19 protein-coding genes are annotated in these 18,982 nt (G+C 66.3%); 14 read left to right on the top strand and 5 right to left on the bottom strand.

Annotation, left to right across the window (positions count from 1 at the left end):
* Window positions 1-24 precede the first annotated feature (24 nt).
* Both NGK62_RS30955 and NGK62_RS30950 read left to right on the top strand, forming a co-directional pair.
* Window positions 25-1,566 carry a malonate--CoA ligase gene (locus NGK62_RS30955; RefSeq protein ID WP_251881916.1) on the top strand — a complete coding sequence of 514 codons (1,542 nt, stop codon included), beginning with the start codon at window positions 25-27 and terminating at the stop codon, window positions 1,564-1,566.
* A 184-nt stretch (window positions 1,567-1,750) separates the two neighbouring features.
* Window positions 1,751-2,722, top strand: a complete 972-nt coding sequence (locus NGK62_RS30950; protein ID WP_251881914.1) for a Bug family tripartite tricarboxylate transporter substrate binding protein — start codon at window positions 1,751-1,753, stop codon at window positions 2,720-2,722.
* Between the two features lie 42 nt (window positions 2,723-2,764).
* Here the strand turns inward: NGK62_RS30950 and NGK62_RS30945 are convergent, their stop codons facing one another.
* Complete coding sequence (locus tag NGK62_RS30945) at window positions 2,765-3,721, bottom strand: aldo/keto reductase (RefSeq protein WP_059372362.1); 957 nt, start codon at window positions 3,719-3,721, stop codon at window positions 2,765-2,767.
* 272 nt (window positions 3,722-3,993) lie between these two features.
* Here NGK62_RS30945 and NGK62_RS30940 point away from each other — a divergent pair, with 272 nt between their 5' ends.
* The 3 genes from NGK62_RS30940 to NGK62_RS30930 all read left to right on the top strand — a co-directional run bounded on the left by NGK62_RS30940 (window position 3,994) and on the right by NGK62_RS30930 (window position 7,071).
* On the top strand, window positions 3,994-4,965 hold the full coding sequence (locus NGK62_RS30940) for an ABC transporter substrate-binding protein (protein ID WP_059372365.1): 972 nt from the start codon (window positions 3,994-3,996) through the stop codon (window positions 4,963-4,965).
* A gap of 418 nt (window positions 4,966-5,383) precedes the next feature.
* On the top strand, window positions 5,384-6,274 hold the full coding sequence (locus NGK62_RS30935) for an ABC transporter permease (protein WP_059372366.1): 891 nt from the start codon (window positions 5,384-5,386) through the stop codon (window positions 6,272-6,274).
* Window positions 6,275-6,276: 2 nt separating this feature from the next.
* Window positions 6,277-7,071 carry an ABC transporter ATP-binding protein gene (locus NGK62_RS30930; RefSeq protein WP_013395026.1) on the top strand — a complete coding sequence of 265 codons (795 nt, stop codon included), beginning with the start codon at window positions 6,277-6,279 and terminating at the stop codon, window positions 7,069-7,071.
* 48 nt (window positions 7,072-7,119) lie between these two features.
* Here the strand turns inward: NGK62_RS30930 and NGK62_RS30925 are convergent, their stop codons facing one another.
* From NGK62_RS30925 to NGK62_RS30915, 3 genes are all read right to left on the bottom strand, one after another.
* Window positions 7,120-8,367, bottom strand: a complete 1,248-nt coding sequence (locus NGK62_RS30925) for an NAD(P)/FAD-dependent oxidoreductase (RefSeq protein ID WP_251881912.1) — start codon at window positions 8,365-8,367, stop codon at window positions 7,120-7,122.
* Window positions 8,368-8,463: 96 nt separating this feature from the next.
* Window positions 8,464-10,098: an NAD(P)-binding protein gene (locus NGK62_RS30920; RefSeq protein WP_251881910.1), complete on the bottom strand. Its 1,635-nt coding sequence runs from the start codon at window positions 10,096-10,098 to the stop codon at window positions 8,464-8,466.
* Window positions 10,098-11,609, bottom strand: coding sequence for a polyamine aminopropyltransferase (locus tag NGK62_RS30915; RefSeq protein WP_118932526.1), 1,512 nt, complete (start codon window positions 11,607-11,609; stop codon window positions 10,098-10,100). Before NGK62_RS30915 ends, NGK62_RS30920 begins: the two co-directional genes overlap by 1 nt.
* 89 nt (window positions 11,610-11,698) lie before the next feature.
* On the opposite strand from NGK62_RS30915, the gene NGK62_RS30910 reads away from it, so the two are divergent.
* From NGK62_RS30910 to NGK62_RS30875, 8 genes are all read left to right on the top strand, one after another.
* Entirely contained in the window at window positions 11,699-12,085 is a 387-nt protein-coding gene (locus NGK62_RS30910; protein ID WP_054452914.1) for a DUF350 domain-containing protein, read from the top strand.
* Between the two features lie 41 nt (window positions 12,086-12,126).
* A complete protein-coding gene (locus tag NGK62_RS30905; RefSeq protein ID WP_059372377.1) occupies window positions 12,127-13,158 on the top strand; it encodes an SPFH domain-containing protein in 1,032 nt (343 codons plus the stop codon).
* 6 nt (window positions 13,159-13,164) lie between these two features.
* Window positions 13,165-14,634 (top strand): DUF4178 domain-containing protein, encoded by a 1,470-nt coding sequence (locus NGK62_RS30900; RefSeq protein ID WP_251881908.1) that lies wholly within the window; start codon window positions 13,165-13,167, stop codon window positions 14,632-14,634.
* 4 nt (window positions 14,635-14,638) lie between these two features.
* A complete protein-coding gene (locus tag NGK62_RS30895) occupies window positions 14,639-14,803 on the top strand; it encodes a hypothetical protein (RefSeq protein WP_165867829.1) in 165 nt (54 codons plus the stop codon).
* On the top strand, window positions 14,800-15,150 hold the full coding sequence (speD, locus tag NGK62_RS30890; RefSeq protein WP_251881901.1) for an adenosylmethionine decarboxylase: 351 nt from the start codon (window positions 14,800-14,802) through the stop codon (window positions 15,148-15,150). Before NGK62_RS30895 ends, speD begins: the two co-directional genes overlap by 4 nt.
* A 119-nt stretch (window positions 15,151-15,269) precedes the next feature.
* The gene (modA, locus tag NGK62_RS30885; protein WP_118932523.1) at window positions 15,270-16,028 is read left to right on the top strand and encodes a molybdate ABC transporter substrate-binding protein; all 759 of its coding nucleotides are present in this window, start codon (window positions 15,270-15,272) and stop codon (window positions 16,026-16,028) included.
* Between the two features lie 23 nt (window positions 16,029-16,051).
* Window positions 16,052-16,738 (top strand): molybdate ABC transporter permease subunit, encoded by a 687-nt coding sequence (modB, locus tag NGK62_RS30880; protein WP_059372387.1) that lies wholly within the window; start codon window positions 16,052-16,054, stop codon window positions 16,736-16,738.
* On the top strand, window positions 16,735-17,421 hold the full coding sequence (locus NGK62_RS30875; protein WP_118932522.1) for an ATP-binding cassette domain-containing protein: 687 nt from the start codon (window positions 16,735-16,737) through the stop codon (window positions 17,419-17,421). Before modB ends, NGK62_RS30875 begins: the two co-directional genes overlap by 4 nt.
* Before the next feature lie 5 nt (window positions 17,422-17,426).
* On the opposite strand, the gene NGK62_RS30870 is transcribed toward NGK62_RS30875, so the two are convergent.
* Window positions 17,427-18,221 carry a TOBE domain-containing protein gene (locus NGK62_RS30870; protein ID WP_059372396.1) on the bottom strand — a complete coding sequence of 265 codons (795 nt, stop codon included), beginning with the start codon at window positions 18,219-18,221 and terminating at the stop codon, window positions 17,427-17,429.
* Between the two features lie 158 nt (window positions 18,222-18,379).
* Here NGK62_RS30870 and NGK62_RS30865 point away from each other — a divergent pair, with 158 nt between their 5' ends.
* Complete coding sequence (locus tag NGK62_RS30865) at window positions 18,380-18,970, top strand: DUF4136 domain-containing protein (protein ID WP_059372399.1); 591 nt, start codon at window positions 18,380-18,382, stop codon at window positions 18,968-18,970.
* Window positions 18,971-18,982: the final 12 nt, after the last annotated feature.

Here is an 18,982-nt window from a genome sequence, read left to right as displayed (position 1 = left end):
TTCCTTTTCCGGAGACTAGACAAGGTGAGCAACGCTAATCTATATGCTGTCCTGCAAGGCGGCTTTCCCAAAGACCGCAGCAAAGTCGCGCTGGAAACGCCCGACCTGCAATACACCTGGGACGACATCGATCGCGCCACCGCGTGCCTGGCCAACCTGCTGACCTCGTTGCGGCTGCCGGCGGGTTCGCGCGTGGCGGTGCAGGTCGAAAAGTCGCCCGAAGCGCTGCTGCTGTACCTGGCCACCTTGCGCGCCGGCCTGGTCTACCTGCCGCTGAATACCGCCTACCGCGAATCGGAAATCGAGTACTTCCTGGGCAACGCGGAGCCGGCCGTGGTGGTTTGCGCCAGCAAGAACCTGGACTGGGTGCAGCACGCGGCAGACAAGGCTGGCACCGCGCATGTGTACACGCTGGACGAGGACCGTAGCGGCACGCTGCTGGATGCCGCCGGCGGCCTGTCTCAGACCTTCAAGACCGTGGCGCGCAAGCCTGACGACCTGGCCGCCATCCTGTACACCTCCGGCACCACCGGGCGCAGCAAGGGCGCGATGCTGTCGCATGGCAACCTCGCCGCCAACGCCCGCGTGCTGCACGACTACTGGGGCTGGCGCTCGGACGACGTGCTGTTGCACATGCTGCCGATCTTCCACGTGCATGGCCTGTTCGTGGCCTCGCACGGCGCCTTGCTGGCTGGGGCCAGGATGATCTGGCTGCCCAAGCTCGACGTCGACCAGGCCCTGCGCTACCTGCCGCAGAGCACCGTAATGATGGGCGTGCCGACGTACTACGTGCGTCTGCTGGCCGACCCGCGCTTTGACCGCAGCGTCTGCGCCAACATGCGTCTCTTCATCTCGGGCTCGGCGCCTTTGCTGGCCGAAACCTTCTCGGACTTCCAGAAGCGCAGCGGCCACGCCATCCTGGAACGCTACGGCATGAGCGAGACGGTCATGCTTACCTCCAACCCCTATGACGCCAAGCTGGGCGAACGCCTCGCGGGCACCGTGGGCCGCGCCCTGCCGCAAGTGCAGGTACGCGTGGTCGACGATGCCGGCATCGCGCTCGCGCCCGGCGAGATCGGCAACGTGCAGGTGCGCGGGCCGAACGTGTTCTCGGGCTACTGGCGCATGCCGGAAAAGACCGCAGAGGAATTCACCGCCGACGGCTGGTTCAAGACCGGCGACGTGGGCCGCTGGGGCGGCGAGTCCGCCGGGCGCGACGTACCCGCCGACTACCTGTCCATCGTGGGCCGCAGCAAGGACCTGATCATTTCCGGCGGCTTCAACGTGTACCCCAAGGAAATCGAAACGCTGATCGACGACATGCCCGGCGTGGCCGAATCGGCGGTCATCGGCGTGCCGCATGCCGACTTCGGCGAGGCCGTGGTGGCGGTGGTGGTGCCCAAGGACGGCGCGGCGCTGGACGCGGATGCGATGCAGGCGGAACTGAAATCGCGCATCGCCAATTTCAAGGTGCCCAAGCGCGTGCACATCATCGGCGAACTGCCGCGCAACACGATGGGCAAGGTGCAGAAGAACGTGCTGCGCGAAACCTACAAGGCGCTCTGACATTCGCCAGGACCGCTTCCCGTCGGGAAGCGGCCTTTCCGGCCGGGCGTGCCGCGCCGGCCCCCATTCAGGAGACTATCCCCCCAAAAACATGCAGGTCCCAGCAGCCCATTCCCTACAAGAACTTCAAGAGACGAGACGCACATAACCGCGCCGTCCCCATGCTGCAGCAAGAGGAGACAATATGAAATATCGCACCACCGCCGCGGCCGTATTCGCCGTGGCCGCCCTGGGTTTCGGCGGCGTCGCCGCCGCGCAATGGCCCGAACGCCCGATCACGCTGATCGTCCCGTTCCCCGCCGGCGGCGGCACGGACACCTTTGCCCGTCCGCTGGCCCAGCAACTGACCACGCAGCTGGGCCAGCCCGTGGTCATCGACAACAAGGGCGGGGCGGGCGGAACCGTGGGCGCGGGCGTCGCGGCCAAGGCCAGGCCCGACGGCTACACCTTCTTCATGGGCGGCGCGCACCATGCGCTGGCCCCCTCGCTGTACAAGAACCTGAATTACGACATCCAGAAGGACTTCGTGCCGGTCGCGCTGGTTGCGCAGCCGCCGCAGGTCATCGTCATCAATCCGGCCAAGCTGCCGGTGAAGACGGTCCAGGAACTGATCGACTACGCCAAGAAGCGCCCGGGGGAAATCAACTTCGGCACCGCGGGCAAGGGCAGCACGCACCACCTGGCCGGGGAGCTGTTCGCCATGCAGACGGGCATCAAGCTGGTGGACGTGCCCTATCAGGGCGCGGGACCCATGCTGTCGGCCCTGATCGGCGGACAGGTGGACCTGGCGTTCGACGGCCTCGGTTCGTCCGCCGGCCATATCCGTTCCGGCACGATCAAGCCTTTGGCCGTGGCCGCCACCGAACGCTCGCAATCGTTGCCCGACGTGCCCACCGCTGCCGAGGCTGGCGTGCCGAACTACGTGGTGTCGACCTGGTACGCGATCTGGGCGCCCGCGGGCACGCCCAAGGAAGCGGTGGACAAGATGAGCGCCGAGATCACCAAGGCCCTGAATGCGCCGAAGATCAAGGAAACCTGGGCGGGCAACGGTTCGGCGGTGCCTACGCTGACCGGCGCCGAGTTCGGCAAGTTCGTCGATAGCGAGGTTGGGCGTTGGGCCAAGGTGGTGAAGGACTCGGGGGTGAAGCTGGATTGATGGCCGCGAGTCAGGCGTGCGCCACGTGGCGCGCGCCTTCGCTCACCGCCATTCACTCGCCTGGCTCAGCTTGGCCAGCTGATCATGCGTCAGCGTCAGGCTGGCCGCCTTGACCAGTTCGTCCAGTTGCTCGAGCGAGGTCGCGCTGACGATGGGCGAGGTGATGCCGGGCTGCGCGATCTGCCAGGCCAGCGCGGCCTGGGCGGGCGTGCAGCCGGCGTCCTCGGACACTTCGTCCAGCGCTTTCAGGATGCGGTAGCCGCGGTCGTTGAGATAAGTGTCGACGATCTTGCGTCCGCGCGGGCTCTTGCCCGCGTCCGCGGGACTGCGGTACTTGCCGCTGAGGAATCCGCTGGCCAGGGCGTAATAGTTGATGGTGCCCATCTGCTGCGTCTTCACCAGGCTCTGCAGCCCGGACTCGAAGGGTTCGCGGCGGTACAGGTTGTATTCCGGCTGGATGCTCTCGTAGCGCGGCAGGCTGTGCCGTTCGCTCGCGATCAACGCTTCGGACAGCCGCACCGCGGTGTAGTTGGAGGCGCCGATGGCGCGCACCTTGCCGGACTCGATGTGCTTGGCGTATTCGGCCAGGGTGTCGGTCAGCGGCGTGTCGGGATCGTCCTGGTGCGACTGGTAGAGGTCGATGTGGTCCGTCTGCAGGCGGGCAAGCGAGGCTTCCAGCGAACGGCGGATGTAGGCGGGCGCCAGGCCCTTGGCGTCGGGCCCCATTTCCATGCCGACCTTGGTGGCGATCAGCACGCGGTCGCGCTTACCCGAGCGCTTTAGCCATTTGCCGATCAGGGTCTCGGATTCGCCGCCCTGGTTGCCCGGAACCCAGCGCGAATACACATCCGCCGTGTCGATGAAATTCAGGCCGGCGTCCACCAGCGCGTCCAGCAGCGAGTACGTGCCGGCTTCGTCCACGGTCCAGCCGAAGACGTTGCCGCCGAAGGTGAGGGGAGGAATCTGCAGGCCGGAACGGCCCAATGCGCGTTTGATCATGGTGAGGCCTCTGGATGCTGCGGTTGGCGGCGCGGAAGACGTCCGGTTTTTGCTGTTCCGGCCGATGCGATTCCGGGCTTTTCAGTATATTGACGCCGCTGCGCCCAGTTACGGGGCATGCGATTGCGGCATGCACCATTTCAGGGATTCCCCCGAAACGCTTTGGGTGGGCGGCAAGTTAGACTATACGGCTTTATGGCTAGTCCGGCCGGCGGGGAGCCGCCAGCGGCGCCGTAATAATGAGCAAAAACAAGGGTTCAAGGAGCTTATCTATGCTGATCGGAAAAAAACATTTTCTGACGGTTGGCGCCATGGCGCTGGCGATGGCTATCGCCGCGCCTGTGTCCGCGCAGCAGAAATCCGTGGCGGTCACCGCCATCGTCGAGCATCCGGCGCTGGACGCCGTGCGCGACGGGGTGCAGGACGCCCTCAAGCAAGCCGGCTATGAACCGGGCAAGAACCTGAAGTGGCAATACCAGAGCGCCCAAGGCAACAACGGCACCGCCGCCCAGATCGCGCGCAAGTTCGTCGGCGACAAGCCTGACGCCATCGTCGCGATCGCCACGCCGTCGGCCCAGGCCGTCGTCGCCGCCACCAAGGACGTGCCGGTGGTGTATTCCGCCGTGACCGATCCCGTCGCCGCCCAGCTGGTCTCCAGCATGGACGCCTCGGGCACCAACGTGACCGGCGTGTCGGATCTGCTGGCCCTGGACAAGCAGGTCGAACTGATCAAGAAAATCGTCCCCAACGCCAAGCGCGTGGGCATCGTCTACAACCCGGGCGAGGCCAACTCGGTCGTGGTCGTGAAGAAGCTGCAGGAAATCCTGCCGAAGTCGGGCATGAGCCTGGTTGAAGCGGCCGCGCCGCGCTCGGTGGACGTGGCATCCGCGGCCCGCAGCCTGATCGGCAAGGTCGACGTCATCTACACCAATACCGACAACAACGTCGTGTCGGCCTACGAGTCGCTGGTCAAGGTCGGCAACGACGCCAAGATCCCGCTGATCGCGTCCGACACCGACAGCGTCAAGCGCGGCGGCATCGCCGCCCTGGGCATCAACTACCGCGACCTGGGCGTGCAGACGGGCAAGGTGGTGGTGCGCATCCTGAAGGGCGAGAAGCCTGGCGCCATTCCCTCGGAAACCATCTCCAAGCTCGAGCTCTACGTGAACCCGGGCGCCGCCGCCAAGCAGGGCGTGACCCTGTCCGATGCGATCATCAAGTCGGCCGCGGTGGTCGTGAAGTAATAGTCAGCCGTACCCGCCCCGCCATGCCTATCCGGCATGAGCGGGGCTTGTTTTATGTTCTGGTGTCTTGCCTTACCCCATGGTCTTCAGGGCGGCAGCATTCACAAGATGCTCGCGGCCCGGCGCAATGTGCTGGTCTTGAATGGCCGGCGGCCCGCCTTACGGCGTTGTGCCCGCCCGGCGTTTTTGCTCCCTGAATGGTCCTGCAGACTCATGCTGGCGGCCCGGCCGTCCGGCACGGGAGGGCTTTGGCAGGAAACCGGAGAAAATCCCCTGCGGGGAAACGTTTCTTGCGAAAGCTGGGGTAAAACTGACCCCGAAACGCAAGATATCCGACGCGGCAACTCTTTAATATGCTCGTTTCTTGCCTTCGTGCAAGTTCTTAATATGCCCGCTTCTCACTGATTGGATTTGACCCATGTCATTGTTCTCGTTGTTAGGTGCGTTGGAGATCGGCCTGATCTTCAGCCTGGTGGCCCTGGGCGTGTATATCTCGTTCCGCCTGTTGCGCTTCCCGGACCTGACCGTTGACGGCAGCTTCCCGTTGGGCGGCGCGGTCTGTGCGACGCTGATCGCCTCGGGCACCGACCCGTTCCTGGCCACCGTCATCGCGACGATCGCTGGCGCCGCGGCCGGGCTGGTCACCGGCTGGCTCAACGTCAAGCTCAAGATCATGGATCTGCTGGCCAGCATCCTGATGATGATCGCGCTGTACTCGGTCAACCTGCGCATCATGGGCAAGCCCAACGTTCCGCTGATCACCGAACCCACCGTCTTCACCATCCTGCAGCCTGAATGGCTGTCGGACTACGTCGCCCGTCCGTTGATCCTGATCGTCATCGTGATCCTGGCCAAGCTGGCGCTGGACTGGTTCTTCGCCACGCAGACCGGCCTGGCGGTGCGCGCCACCGGCTCCAACGGCCGCATGGCCCGCGCCCAGGGCGTCAACACCGGCCGCATGATCCTGGGCGGCATGGCGCTGTCCAACGCGCTGGTCGCGCTGGCGGGCGCGCTGTTCGCCCAGACCCAGGGCGGTTCGGACATTTCGATGGGCATCGGCACCATCGTGATCGGCCTGGCCGCCGTAATCGTGGGCGAAAGCATCCTGCCGTCGCGCAAGCTGGTGCTGGCCACGCTGGCCGTCATCATCGGCGCCATCGTCTACCGCTTCTTCATCGCGCTGGCGCTGAACAGCGATTTCATCGGCCTGAAGGCGCAAGACCTGAACCTCGTCACCGCGGTGCTGGTCACGTTCGCCCTGGTCATTCCCATGCTCAAGCGCCGCCTCCTCGGCAAGAAGGGGAGCTGAATATGTTGTCCGCAAAAGACCTCAAGATCACGTTCAACGCCGGCACGCCCATCGAGACGCGCGCCTTGCGCGGCCTGTCGCTGGAGATCCCGTCGGGCCAGTTCGTGACCGTCATCGGCTCCAACGGCGCCGGCAAGTCCACCTTTCTGAATGCAGTCTCGGGCGACCTGCCGGTCGACTCCGGCCGCATCGACATCAACGGCGTCGACGTCACGCGCCAGCCTGTGTGGGCGCGCGCGGGCCGCGTGGCCCGCGTGTTCCAGGACCCCATGGCCGGCACCTGCGAAGACCTGACCATCGAAGAGAACATGGCGCTGGCGCAGATGCGCGGCGCGCGCCGCGGCTACAGCCGTGCGGTCAAGGCCTCCATGAAGGAAGGCTTCCGCGAGCGCCTGGCCACGCTGGGCCTGGGGCTGGAAAACCGCCTGACCGACCGCATCGGCCTGCTGTCGGGCGGCCAGCGCCAGGCGGTCAGCCTGCTGATGGCGGCCTTGCAGCCTTCGCGTATCCTGCTGCTGGACGAGCACACCGCGGCGCTGGACCCGCGCACCGCGGACTTCGTGCTGCAGCTGACCGCCCGCATCGTCGCCGAAAGCCAGCTGACCACGATGATGGTGACCCACAGCATGCGCCAGGCGCTGGACGTGGGCGACCGCACCGTCATGCTGCATCAGGGGCAAGTGGTGCTGGACGTATCGGGCGACGAGCGCCGCGGCATGGACGTGCCGGATCTGCTGGCCATGTTCGAGCGCGTGCGCGGAGAGAAGATCTCGGACGACGCCCTGTTGCTGGGATAAGCGCCAGGCGCCGGCCGCGTGAACCGTAGCCGGCGGCTTCCCGCCGTTCTAGATGAACCGGCCGGGCCGGAATGCCTCATGGCGCGAGACCGCGCCGTCGCCGCACATCAATTCGCCCAGTATCTTCGCCGTGCCGGGCGCGGTGCTGAAGCCGATGTGCTGGTGGCCCAGCGCCAACCACAGGCCGGGATGGCGCGGCGCTTCGCCTATCATCGGCCGGCTGTCGGGCAGCGTCGGGCGCCGCCCCAGCCACGCCTCGGCATCCAGCCGCCGGTCCAGCGGAAACGCCTCGCGGGCCCGCGCTTCCGCCAGGTCCAGCTGCAGCGGCCGGGCGGGTGCCTCGCAGGCGTCCAGTTCCACGCCCGTGGTCAGGCGCAGGCCGCGCGCCATGGGCGACAGCACGTAGCCCCCGCCGGTGTCGTAGACCGGGCGCGTCAGGCCGGCGCCGTCTGCGCCGCTGTAATGCATGTGGTAGCCGCGCTCGAACGCCATGGGCAGATCTATGTCCGCCGTCTTCAAGAGTCCCTTCGACCAGGGACCCAGCGCGACCACCAATCGATCCGCCGCTATCGATTCCGACCCCTGCGCGCCTTGCACGACCCAGCCCTGGCCTACGCGGCGGATGGCGCTGGCGGCCAGGCGCTGGAACGCGCCGCCCGAGCGGCGGAACAGGCCGGCATAGGCCGCGACCACTTCGTGCGGATCATTGACGGAATACGAGCCCTGGATCCACAGGGCGCGGCGGAAGATGGGCGCAAGCGCGGGTTCGATCTCCGCGAGTTCCGCGGGTTGCAGGACCTGGGTCGGCACCTGGTACTGGGCAAAGGTCTTGCGCGACAGTTCACCGCTGTTCCAGCCCTGTTCCGAGCGGTACAGGAAAACCCAGCCGGTATCGCGCAGCCGGTGCGCCGCGCCCGACTCGTTCAGCAGCCGCAGATGCTCGGGCGCCGAAAGCCGGATCAGGCCGTCCAGCGCCTCCACGGTCTGCCTGAACACCGCCGGCCGGGCGTTGAGCAGGAAGCGGGCGGCCCAGCCCAGGTTCTGCGCCAGATAGCTCAGCTTGTAGCGGAACTGCACGGTGTCGTTTTTCAGCAGCCGCGGCAACTGCGCCCACAAGCCGGGGTGGTTGAATGGCATCAGCGAACTGCGCGCAATCACGCCGGCGTTGCCCAGCGAGGTTTCCAGGCCTGGCTCCTGCCGGTCCACCAGCGTGACGGACAGGCCGCGGCGCTGCAGTTCCAGGGCGCAGCAGACGCCCACGATACCCGCGCCTAGGACAACGACGTGTTTTCCCATGTCTTTTTATCTGAGTCCGGTCAGGAGGTGCCGTGATGCCCGGCAAGCTCGCGGAATTGTATTGCAGGCGGCCGGAGAAAACGCGGCGCGCGAACTTCAGGCCTGCGGCGGCTTTTGGCCCATGATGCGCCCCGCGGCGGCCACGCCCCACCACGAGGCTTCCTCGAACACGGAATAGCCCGATAGGTCCGAGTGCGCGAACAGTATCGGACCGTCCACGTCGCGCAGCGCGGCCAGTCCCGGATTGGACAGGTAGCCGCACAGCGGCGAGGCCATGGCATGGCCGCGCACCGTGATTTCCAGCTGGCGCGCATGGCGCCAGAATTCCTTGCCGTAGGCCGCGACCAGGTCGGATGCGGCCTCGGCCCGCAGCTCTTCCGGGGTGGCCCGGGTCAGCCATTCGCGCGCGGCCTGGGGCGTCTGTCCGCCGAGCGCGTGATACGCCGTGAAGACGCAGCGCGGCGTGCGGGCCACGCGCAGCAACTGGTGCGTGGAGACGACGTAGCCCAGCGCCTTGCCTTGATAGACCACGTTGTCCCAGGACAGCGGTTCGCCCGGGGCTTCGGCCGGGTAGCCTTCCATGACGAAGTTCGACACCATCCAGGGCGCGTGCGGCGGCGCGTGCACCGCCGGATCGTAGCCATAGGCGCTGATGTCGGGCAGGATGCGCTGGGCCACGAACAACGGCATCGCGCACACGGCTCGGCGCGCCTGCACCGTGTAGGCGTCGGAGGACGAGGCCAGGCAGGTGACCAGCGCGCCGGCGGGCGTCTCCTGTACCCGGACCGCCGTGCCGGCGGCCAGCCAATCGGCATGGCCGAGCTTCTTGGTGATGGCGTCGCGCATGCGCTGCATCAGCGTCGACAGGCCGCCAGGCCAGGTCAGCACGGCGCCTTCGCCCGCATTTTCGGCATGGCCGTCGCGGCTGGCGAAGTAGTGCAGGCCGGCCCAGGCCGAGACCGCGTCGTATTGCGCGCCGTAGTCGTCGCGGCAGCAGTAGTTCAGGTACCAGTGCAGCGCGGGCGAGGTGTAGCCTTCGCGGTCCAGCCATTGCTTGAACGTGATCGCGTCCAGCGCGCGCCAGGCCGGATCCCGCGACGACAGCGTGAGCGGGATGCTGAAGACCTTGCGGCCGTCGCTGCCGGTCTGCGTGTGCAGGCGATTGATCAGCGCGAGAAATTTGCGGTGCTGCGCCAGGTCCGCTTCCGGCAGCCCGTTCATGGGCAGCAGGTTTTCTTCCCAATGGCCGCCGCGCAGCAGACGCTCCTGGGGCGAGTGCACCAGCGCGGTCTCGTCGTAGTAGGGACGGAGGGTACTTGCGCCGCGCTCGATGATGCCGAAGTCGGCCAGCAGTTCGCGTATGTGCGTGGAGGCCATCGAGGGCAGGGGCAGGTAGTGCGCGCCCAAGGGGTAGTCCAGGCCCTCGCGCTGGCCGGCGGCCGCATTGCCGTCGAGTTCGGGACCCTGCAGCACCAGGAAATCCGTGTGCCCTTCGCGCGCCAGCTTCCAGGCGCAGGACAGGCCCGCCACGCCCGAACCCAATATCACGACGTCGCGCTTGTGGTTGGCCGAGGGCTGCGGCCAGGCCGCCCCGTCGCGCAAGGCGTGGCCAGCCTGCATGCCCGGGTAATGGATTTCCGGCGTGGTCTCGACGATGCGCGAACGGTAGTACCCGGCGGTGCCGGCGACCGCGGCCGTGGCCGCGCCCAACAGGAAGCTGCGCCGCCGCATCAGCGGATGACCTTGCGCCAGTCCTCGTCGAAGTAGCGCACCAGCGATTGCTCGTTCAGACGGTTCGGAGGCATCGCCAGCGCGGGCATGTCGGCAGGGAAGTGGAACAGTTCGCGCGTCGTGACCGGGTCCAGGTAGCGCGTGGGCACGGTGATCGCGGCGGGCGGCTCGTAGTCGCGGCGCTTGCTGGCCAGAATGAAGCCCCAGTCGCCGAAGGACGGCACGTAGGTGTGGTACGGCCAGGTGTTCAGGCCGGCTTCCTTCAAGGTGGCGTCCACGCTCCAGAACGAGCGCGGCGCGAAGTAGGGCGAGGTGGACTGCACCACCATGTAGCCGTTCTCGGCCAGGTGGCGCGCCATCAGGTGATAGACCGGCACCGAGTACAGCCGGCCCAGGCCGAAGTTGGACGGGTCCGGAAAATCCACCACGATGTAGTCATAGACCTCGGCATGGGTTTCCAGCCAGCGGCCGGCGTCGTCGTTGATGACCGTGACCCGCGGATCCTTCAACGACCCCTGGTTCAGCTTGACGAGCGGCTCGGAGCGGGAAAACAGGCCAGTCATGGCCGGATCCAGATCCACCAGCGTCACGTGTTCGATATTCTTGTATTTGAGGATTTCGCGCACCGCCAGGCCATCGCCGCCGCCCAGCACCAGCACGTTGCGCGCCCAGGGCAGGGCTTGCAGGCCGGGATGCACCAGCGCTTCGTGGTAGCGGTGCTCGTCGCGCGACGAAAACTGCAGGTTGCCGTTGATGTACAGGCGCAGGTCGTCGTGCCAGCGCGTGACCACCAGGCGCTGATACTGCGTGGTTTCCGCGTGCACCACGTCGTCGCCGTACAGGCCTTTCTCGGCCCAGGCCGTCATGCTGCCGGAATAGATGAAGCCCAGGCCCAGGAACCCGATCACCACGCTGGCGCGGATGGCCTTTTCGCTGGGGCGGGGGATCTCGGCGCGGAACAGCCAGGTGGTCCACAGCGCCACGCTGGCGTTCAGGATGCCGAACAGGAAGCTGGTGCGCAGCAATCCGAGCTTGGGCGCGAGCAACAGGGGAAACACCAGCGACACAGCCAGCGCGCCCAGGTAATCGAAGGTCAGCACGCGGCTGACGATTTCGCGGAATTCGGTCTTGCGCTGGTTGAACACTCGCATCACCAGCGGGATTTCCATGCCGACCATCAGGCCAATGAGGAACACGCCCACATACAGGGCCGCGCGAAAGGGGGCGGGCATCCATGAGAAGACCAGGAACAGCACCGCGGCGGAGACGCCGCCCAACAGCGCGACCAGCAGCTCCACATCGATGAAGCGATTCAAAACGTCTTCGTCTCTTACATATTTTGACAACCACGAGCCTATGCCCATGGCGAACAGATAACAGCCGATGACGGAAGAGAACTGCAGTATCGAATCCCCCAGCAAATAGCTGGCCAGCGCGCTGCTGATGAGCTCATAGCCCAAACCGCAGGAGGCGACGATCAATACCGAAAGGATGAGAATGCGGTCGCGCATGAGGTGTCCGACACGAAAAATGCGTTCGCAGTATATCGAACGCGCCGTATATACTGCGCGCAATTAGGAGGGTGGCAATGGGAGAAGCAATGCATCCGGTGGTGACCTATCTTATCTATATGGCGTCCGCGCTTGCCATGCTGGGTGTCTTCACCTTGGTCTACACGGCCGTCACGCGCTATAAGGAATTCGAGCTGATCCGCGAAGGCAATATCGCCGCCGCGCTGTCGTATGGCGGCGCGCTGGTGGGCTTCAGCTTCACCTTGTGCTCCAGCATCGCGATCCATGCCAGCTATGCCATGTTCCTGCTGTGGGGCCTGGTGGCCATGCTGGTGCAGCTGGTCGTGTACGTGGGCGTGTCCCAGACGGTGCGCGGCATGAACGAGGCCATCGAAGAAAACAACATCGCCATGGGCGGGCTGATCGGCTCGATTTCCATCGCCGCCGGCATCGTCAACGCCGCCAGCCTGACCTGACGCGGGCTCGCGCCGCACCTGATCTGACAGGAGAAAGACTCATGAGTCTTGGTTCATTCATCCGCAAGCAGTTCATCGACATCCTGCAATGGAACGAGGACCGCGACGGCGTGCTCGCCTGGCGTCATCCCATGCAGGATTTCGAAATCCAGTATGGCGCCAGCCTGACCGTGCGCGAATCGCAGATGGCGGTGTTCGTCAACGAAGGCAAGGTCGCCGACGTGTTCGGTCCCGGCATGTACAAGCTGACCACGCAGACGCTGCCGATCCTGACCTACCTGAAGAACTGGGACAAGCTGTTCGAGTCACCCTTCAAGTCGGACGTGATCTTCTTCAGCACGCGCCTGCAGCTGGGCCGGCGCTGGGGCACGGCGCAGCCGGTGACCTTGCGCGACAGCGAATTCGGCATGGTGCGGCTGCGCGCCTTCGGCGTGTATTCCTATCAGATTTCCGATCCCGCCAAGTTCTACCGCGAGATCAGCGGCACGCGCGACGAGTACACCGTCGACGACCTGGAAGCGCAACTGCGCAACATGGTGGTCGCGGCGATGACGACGGCGCTGGGCGGCTCCAAGGTGCCGTTCCTGGACATGGCCGGCAACCAGGGGCTGATGTCGCAAAGCATCGCTGAACAGCTGGCGCCGGTGTTCGACCGCTACGGCGTCAAGCTCGACAACTTCACGGTCGAGAACGTCTCGCTGCCGGAAGAACTGCAGAAGGCGCTGGACACGCGGATTTCCATGGGCATGGCCGGCGACCTGGGCAAGTTCACCCAGTACCAGACCGCCACGGCCATACCGATGGCCGCGCAGAACGAAGGCGGCATCGCCGGCATCGGCGCGGGCCTGGCGGCCGGCGCGGCGCTGGGCCAGACCATGGCGGCAGGATTGGCCGGCGCCCAGGGGCAGCCGCAGCAGGCCGCGCAGCAACCTGCCCAGCAGGCGCCCGCCGCCGCGGGCGCGGATCCGGCACAGCGGTTGCAGCAGCTCAAGGATCTGCTGGACAAAGGCCTGATCACGGCCGCGGACTACGATTCGGCCAAGGCCGAAGTGCTGAAGAAACTCACCAGCTAAGGCTCCATGCAGCAGGTTCTGTGTCCGCAGTGCGGCGCCCCAGTCAAGTTCACGTCCGCGGCATCGGTCATGGCGGTCTGCGGCGCCTGCCGCAGCACCTTGCTGAAGGACGCCGAGTCGGTCAAACGCATCGGCGAGGCCGCCGAGGTCCTGGAGGACTACTCGCCCTTGTGCCTGGGGGCGGCCGGCACTCATGAAGGCAAGCGCTTCGACCTGATCGGCCGCATCCAGCTGCGCTACGAAGACGGCTTCTGGAACGAGTGGTATCTGTGGTTCGAGGACGGCTCGGACGGCTGGCTGTCGGACGCCTCGGGCCAGTACGCCGTGACCCGGCGGCGCAAGGTCAAGTCCACGCAGGGCATGCCGGCGTTCGACGATATCGCGCCCGGCGACGAACTGAAGCTGGACGGCCAGCGCTTCACTGCCGCCGACGTGCGCGCCTGCCAGGCGGGCGGCACGCAAGGCGAGCTGCCCTTCGTGCCGGGCGACGGCTGGTTGGCCAAGGTGGCCGATTACCGCAGCCTGGACGCGTTCCTGACGCTGGACTTTTCCGACGGACCCGAGCCCGAGCTGTACATCGGCAAGGCATTCGACCTGTCCGCCATGCAGGCGGCGTCGCTGCGGACCAACGAGCAGGTCGAGGAAACCGCCGGCCGTTTCCGCGGTCAGATCAAGGCGCTGGACTGCCCCAACTGCGGCGGGCCCATAAGCTTCGTGGCCGCCATGGCCACGCAAGTGGTCTGCCCCTCGTGCGCGGCCACCGTTGATTGCTCGGGACCCACGGCCGAAGTCATCGAAAAGGCCCGCAAGGTCAAAGCCATCAAGACCACGTTGCCGCTGGGCGCGGTGGCCAAGATCGACGGCGCGTCCTACACACTCATCGGCCTGATGAAGTGCGCCGATCCGGACCCCGAGGAGCCGTCCGACTGGATCGAGTACCTGCTGTTCAATCCCGCGAAGGGATTCATCTGGCTGGTGGAAACCGAAGAGGGCTGGGAGCGGGTACAGGTATGCGACACCTGGCCCAGCCACAACAACGCCAGCAGCGTGCGCTGGCGCTCCAAGCTCTATCAGAAGCTGTACGACTACACCTCGCGCGTGGAACTGGCGTTGGGCGCGTTCAACTGGCGCGTCAAGGTCGGCGACAGCACCAAGATCACGGATTACAAGGCCGGCAACCTGAAGCTGACCCGCGAGCTGAGCGAATCCGAGCTGGGCTGGTCGGCCTCGGGGCCGGTGGCGCCGGCGCAGTTGGCGGAATGGTTTGACGATCCTGAACTTGCCAAGCAGAAGGCTATGCCGCTCGGCGGCAAGCCCGGGGGCTATCGCAAGTTCGCCTGGACGGCCATGATCGTGCTGGCCTTCCTGAATATCGACACCATTTTCAGCGGGGGCATCATCCCGCTGCTGATCGGCGCGGCGTTTCTCTGGATCCCGGCGGCGCTGGCGGACAAACTGGCCGGCAAGGACGAATGACAGAATGGGCAAGCTTCTATACACCGTCTACGCCATCGTGGTGGTGATCTTCGCCACCGGGTTCAACACCCCGGGCGCGCGCATGTCCAGCGGCGGCGGCTCCAGCAGCAGCTGGGGCAGCAGTTCCTCGGGCGGCTCGGGCTGGTCCTCGGGCGGATCCCACAAGTGACCCCGCATGCCACACCCGGCCGCCACGTGCTGGCCGATTTCCGCGGCGTGCCGGCGGATCGCCTGACCGACGCGCAAGCGCTGGAACGCGACCTGATCGCCGCGGCGCAGGTGGCGGGCGCGCGCGTGCTGAGCGCGCACTTCCATCATTTCGGCGCAGGCGCGGGCGTGACCGGCGTGGTCCTGCTGAGCGAATCCCACATCAGCATCCATACCTGGCCCGAACACGCGTTCGCGGCGCTGGACATCTTCATGTGCGGCGCGGCCCGGCCCGAGCTGGCGCTGGAGCACCTGCGGGCGCGGCTGGCGCCCGAGGCGGTGCACGCGACCACGGTGGCGCGCGGCTGAAGCCGGCGGCCGCCACTCCTTGATTTTGCTCAACCCTCCCTCGGGCGGCCAAATTGACGGGCGTTATATACCTATATATATTTCGTTACCGACTTAGCGAATTCCCCTGGGAGAAGAACATGTTCCGCAACCGTCCGATCGTGGCGCTGTCCTTGGCGCTGGCCGCCGCATGGAGTGCCAACGCCACCGCCGGCGACCTGGTGGTTTCGGCCGCCGCCAGCCTGACCAACGCCTTCAAGGAAGTCGCGCAAGGCTACGAAAAAGAGCATGCCGGCACCAAGGTCATCCTGAACTTCGGCGCGTCCGACGTGCTGCTGCAGCAGATCGTCAAGGGCGCCCCGGCCGACGTGTTCGCCTCGGCGGACCAGAAGGCCATGGACAAGGCGGTCGAGGAGAAGGCCGTCAAGCCGGCCTCGCGCGTGGACTTCGCCGCCAACCAGGTGGTGCTGATCGTGCCGGCCGACAGCAAGGCCAACATCACCGCGCTCAAGGACCTGACCCGCGACGACGTCAAGCGCATCGCCTACGGCAACCCGGCATCGGTGCCGGTGGGCCGCTACACCCAGGGCGCGCTGGAAGCGGCCGGCCTCTGGAAGGAAGTGCAGGCCAAGAGCGTGCTGGCCCAGAACGTGCGCCAGAGCCTGGACTACGTGGCGCGCGGCGAGGTCGACGCGGGCTTCGTGTTCGCGACCGACGCGGCCATCATGGCGGACAAGGTCAAGGTCGCGGTGCGCGTGCCTTCGCAGACGCCGGTGACCTATCCCATCGCCGTCACCACGCGTGAAACAGCCGCCAAGGAAGCCGAAAGCTTTGTTGCCTATGTGCTGTCTCCCGCAGGCCAGGCGATACTGTCGCGCTACGGCTTCCAGAAGCCCTGATACCTGTTGAATCGTAGGCATTGATGAGTGATCCGGTTTGGGTGCCGCTGCTGCTTTCCCTGAAAGTGGCGGGCTGGGCAACGCTGTTGGCGACCGTGGCGGGCACGGCCGCGGCTTATGGCCTGTCGCGCTGGCGCTGGCCGGGGCGCGACCTGCTGGACGCGCTGCTGACCTTGCCGCTGGTATTGCCGCCCACGGTGCTGGGCTACTACCTGCTGGTGCTGCTGGGGCGCCGCGGCGTCATCGGCGAGACGCTGGCGGGCTGGGGCATCGAACTGGTCTTCACCTGGCAGGGCGCGGTGATCGCCGCTTCCGTGGTGGCCTTTCCGCTGGTGTTCAAGTCCGCCCGCGCCGCCTTCGAGAACGTCGACAGCCAGCTGGAAAGCGCGGCGCGCGTGCTGGGCGTGTGCGAGGCGGGGATCTTCTTCCGCGTCACCTTGCCGCTGGCCGCGCGCGGCATCGCCGCCGGCGTGCTGCTGGCCTTCGCGCGGGCGCTGGGCGAATTCGGCGCCACGCTGATGATTGCCGGCAACCTGCCGGGACGCACGCAGACCCTGTCGGTCGCCATCTACGAGGCCGTACAGGCGGGCGACGACGCCACGGCCAATATGCTGGTGCTGGTCACCTCGGTGACTTGCGTGGTGGTCCTGCTGCTGGCCGGCAAGCTGGTGCCCGTCAGCAGCGGCCGGCGCAATGGGAGCGCGCTATGAGCGTCAGCATCCAGGTGCGCAAGCAGATGGTGTCCGGCGAGCGGCGCTTTGCGCTGGACGTCGCATTCGATTCGTCAGCCAAGCGCATCGCGCTGTTCGGCCCCTCGGGCGCGGGCAAAAGCCTGACCCTGCGCGCGGTGGCGGGCCTGCTGCGCCCCGACTCGGGCCGCATCGAGATCAACGGCCGCGTGCTGTTCGACACCGACGCAGGCATCAACCTGCCCGCGCAATCGCGCCGCGTCGCCTATCTGTTCCAGGACTATGCCCTGTTTCCCCACCTGACCGTGGCGCAGAACATCGCTTTCGGGCTGCGCCGCGGCTGGCGCAACCCGCCCCGGCGCGAGGTCGGACCCGAGGCGCAGCGCTGGGTGGACGCGTTCGAGCTGGGTTCCATCGTGGGCAGCTATCCCAGCGAGATCTCCGGCGGCCAGAAGCAGCGGGTGGCGCTGGCGCGAGCCCTCATGCTGCGGCCCGACATCCTGCTGCTGGACGAGCCTTTTTCAGCGCTGGATTCGCAACTGCGCGGCAAGATGCGGCTGGAACTCAACGCCTTGCAACGCCAGCTGGACGTGCCGATGCTGCTGATCACGCACGACCCGGCGGATGTGGACGCGCTGGCCGACGAAGTGTTCGAAGTGCGCGAGGGCAGGGTGCGGCGGCACGACGAGGACGTGGGCGTCTGAGCGGCTCAGTCCAGCACGCCCAGGATCACGCTGGAAGCCTTGAAGATCGCGACCGCGTCGGCGCCTACGTCCAGGCCCAGGTCCTGCGCGCTTTCATTGGTGACGATGGCTGCCAGCGTCACGCCGCCGTCCAGTCCGATCAGGATCTCGCTGTTGACGGCGCCCGGGCGCAGCGCCGTGATCTTGCCCGGCAGTTGATTGCGCGCCGACAGGCGCAGGCCGGGGCCGGGCGCGCCCACGATGACGGACGACGCCTTGACCAGCGCGATCGCTTCCTTGCCCGCGGCCAGTCCCAATTCCTGTGTGCTTTCGCGGGTGATGGTGGCCGTGATGGTCAGGCCGCCCGCGATGCGCAGCACGATTTCGTCGTTGACGGCGCCGGCGCGGATCTGGATGACGGTGCCTAGCAGTTTGTTGCGCGCGCTGGTCTTGAGCATGAATCGCCTCATGAGGTCGATGTCGCCGGCGGCGTTCACGCCGGCGCGGGTCAGGTTTTCCATGAACTTGCGGTGTTCGGCTTCCAGGGCGCGGAAGGTGCCGATCAGGCCGCGCGCGCGGTCCGTCAGGCGCGTGCCGCCGCCGCCCTTGCCGCCGGCGGCCCTGATCACCAAAGGCTCGCCCGCCAGGTTGTTCATGGCGTCGATGGCGTCCCATGCGCCCTTGTAGCTCATGCCCACGGCGCGCGCGGCGGCCGTGATCGAGCCGGTGGCGTCGATCTGCGCCAGCAGGTCTATGCGGTTTTTTCCGCCCCAGGTCTGGGCGCCGGAGCGAAACCAAATCGAGCCGTCGAGTTCCAACATCGTTATCGTGCCGTGGTCAGGGTATGGGACAGCTGAAAGTGTAATGGACGGCCGCAGCCCTGGCGGGGCGAGACGAACGCGATGAGAATGAGATTCTGTTGAAATTTTGCAGGCTTGGCGGCACTATGTTCAGGCATCGGGCTCACGGAGAAAACGACATGAAAGCGTTCAAATTGCTGGCTGCGGGTTCCATGACGGCGTTGTTGGCGGCTTGCGCCACAGGCCCTGACGTCAAGAGCGATTACGATCATCAGGCGAATTTCGCGCAGTACCGAACCTTCGGGTACATGACGCCGCTGGGCACCGACAAGGCCGGCTACAGCACCCTGCTGACCGAGCGTCTGAAAAACGCCACGCGCGGCCAGATGGAAATGCGCGGCTACACCTATAGCGCCGCCAACCCCGACCTGCTGCTCAACTTCAGCGCCAAGCTGCAGCAGAAGGTGCAGGTCACTCCGGCCCCGCCGCCCATGGGTCCGTACTACGGTTATCGCACCGGCTTCTACGGCGGTTGGCCCGGCTACGGCTGGGGCGATGACGTCTACCAATATACTGAGGGCACCTTGAACATCGACCTCGTCGACGCGCGTCGCAGGCAGCTGGTGTGGGAAGGCGTGGCGGTGGGCGAGGTCCAGCCCGATGCCAGCGCGTCGCCCGAGAACACGGACAAGGTGGTTGCGCAGATTTTCTCCAAGTATCCGTTCCGCGCGGGCGTGGCTGCGCCGCAGTTGCCGGACAAAAGCAAGTAGGGCGGTCCGCCG

Source organism: Achromobacter sp. Marseille-Q4954 (genome assembly GCF_943737025.1).
GTDB lineage: Bacteria > Pseudomonadota > Gammaproteobacteria > Burkholderiales > Burkholderiaceae_B > Achromobacter > Achromobacter bronchisepticus_A.
This window is presented reverse-complemented; position numbering and strand designations above follow the sequence as displayed.